This is a genomic window from Mycobacterium sp., from assembly GCF_049673265.1.
Lineage (GTDB): Bacteria > Actinomycetota > Actinomycetes > Mycobacteriales > Mycobacteriaceae > Mycobacterium.
This window is the reverse complement of sequence record NZ_JBATXN010000409.1, coordinates 1-2,213: the sequence shown is the minus strand read 5'-3', so window position 1 is coordinate 2,213 and position 2,213 is coordinate 1. Positions and strand designations below refer to the sequence as shown.

Genomic DNA, 2,213 nt, shown 5'->3' with positions numbered 1-2,213 from the left:
CCGAAGAATACACACGGAAGAAGTTCACGCTCGTCACGCTACATCCGTGATCCTGCAATCCTTGCAACCAGCCTGCGATTTCGACCGAGGGGAACTCGTCGAACAGATCCTGGATCGCCGCCCATAGGTGTATGGGTGGAGGTGCTCGCGACGGAAAGAAGGGGTTCGAAGTGTCTCTGCCACGTCCGGAGATCGCCCAACCAGACGACAGCGGTGAGGCTCGAGCCGTCGTCGAAGCGCTCGTTGCTCAGCTGCAAACCGGCTGGGATCACCACGACGCCGACATCACTGACCGGCAGTTCAGTTCCGACATCGCGTGGGGAAGTCCCTACGGGGCAACCGTGCACGGATTCGACACCCTCTATGCGATCCATCAAAAGCTGAAGGAGCAAAGCCGCGGCAGCCTGGGTGCGCGTTACGAGATCGACCGCGTCCTTCCGATCAGCGCCGACGTCATCGTTGCACACGTCGCCCGTCTCACCCTCGACATGAACGGTGACCCCATTCGGCCGAGCAACGTTGAGGGCGCGGCCTTCTCGGAGATGGCGATGTATGTTCTGGTCCGGCGGGGCGGGCAATGGTGGCTCGCCGCCGGACAAAATACTCCAATACGCCCAGGCGGGGCGGCCTGAGGGTATCGGTGCCTTATGGGCGCTGGCAGAGGAGGTGATCACCCTCGACACCGAATTCGCCGACACCGAGACGATGATCGAGGAGCGATTTCGCCGCCACCGCCACGCCGAAATCATCCTGAGCATGCCCGGCTTCGGGGTCATTCTCGGTGCTGAATTCCTCGCCGCGACAGGCGGAGACATGGAGGCGTTCGACTCCGCGGACGCTTGGCCGGCATCTGCGGTCTGGCACCGGTACCGCGTGACTCCGGGCGCATCAGCGGGAACCTGAAGCGACCCCGCCGCTACCACCACCGACTCCTACGCACCTGCTATCTGGCCGCCCAATACGCTGCCCGCACCGACCCGGCATCCCGCACCTACTACGAACGCAAACGTGCTGAGGGCAAACACCACAAACAGCGGTCCTTGCTTTAGCCCGGCGACGCCTCAACGTCTTGTGGGCGATGCTGCGCGACCACACCGAATACCAAATCCCCACTGCCGCAGCGGCTTGACGAGCCCATCGACAGTCGGTCTCGCCTGGTGCCCGGGCGCAGGACAATCGAGGCGTCACTTAGACGAGAAGTTATTGCTCCTGTTTGTGTAGCGCCCGGATCATACGTTTGACGCGAGAACCTGTCGTTCTCAGACAATTTTAAGGTAAGGTTTGTCGCGGTCTCATCGTTCCCGGGAGTCGACGTGGCGCTTCATCGGCAGGTGGTCATCGCGCTGCTCGCCGGCGCTTCTATGGTGTTGGTGGCGTGGGTGTCGGCTCCGGTTTCTCGGGCGGATAATCCGGACGATCCACTGAACGCGTTGATGATGGGCGGCACGGCCACGCCAACTCCCAGCATCGAGTGGCAGGACCGAATCATCAGCGATTACATCGACCCCGCGACCGGCGCCAACTACACCCCGGTGCTGGTCCCCACACCCGAATCGCTGGCCAGCACTTCAGTTCCAGACGGTGTGGCGGACCTGCAGGTCGCAATGGCACAGCAGCAATTGCAGTATCCCGGCCAGCCCTACCTCGTTGAAGGCTATTCCCAGAGCGCGGCGATCGCGATCGACGAGAAACTCGCGCTCATCCAGGCCGGAGGGCTGCCACCGGACGTCACTTTCTTGGTGCTCGGTGACCCGAACCGACCCGATGGCGGCCTTTCAGAGCGGTTTGTGGGTTTGGATCTGCCCGGGGTCCTGGCGCGGACGCCTTTCAACGGCGCCGAGCCGACCGATGCCGGTATCCCCACCATCGACATCGCCAACCAGTACGACACCGCCGCTGACTTCCCGCAGTTTCCGATCGACCCGGTCAGCGACCTGAACTCCCTCTTCGGCCTGATCTACGCACACGCCGCCTACGGCGATGGCCCACTGCCCGAAGAGATTCCGGCCATCTGGCCGCCCTCGGAGCCGCTGGCCGGGCCCTACGCCGACGAGTATGTGCTCGGGTCGACCGAAGTCGTGAAGCAGGTCGACGGGGATACCACGTTCTATTTCATCCCGACCACCGAGCTGCCGCTGCTGGATCCGCTGCGCAGTCTGGGTGTGCCCGAGTCGCTGCTCAACATCGTCCAGCCGGCGCTGCAGGTGATCGTG

General features: G+C 63.2%; 2 protein-coding genes and 1 pseudogene. All 3 read left to right on the top strand.

All coding sequences use genetic code 11. The annotated features are described in order from the left end of the window. Nucleotides 1–170: 170 nt before the first annotated feature. Entirely contained in the window at nucleotides 171–632 is a 462-nt protein-coding gene (locus WBF82_RS14095; RefSeq protein WP_424383618.1) for a nuclear transport factor 2 family protein, read from the top strand. Between the two features lie 22 nt (nucleotides 633–654). Continuing rightward, nucleotides 655–1,129 (top strand): annotated as a pseudogene (locus tag WBF82_RS14090) (transposase); the annotation flags it as partial. A 184-nt stretch (nucleotides 1,130–1,313) separates the two neighbouring features. Continuing rightward, on the top strand, nucleotides 1,314–2,213 hold a 900-nt coding region (locus WBF82_RS14085; RefSeq protein WP_424383617.1), incomplete at its 3' end, for a PE-PPE domain-containing protein.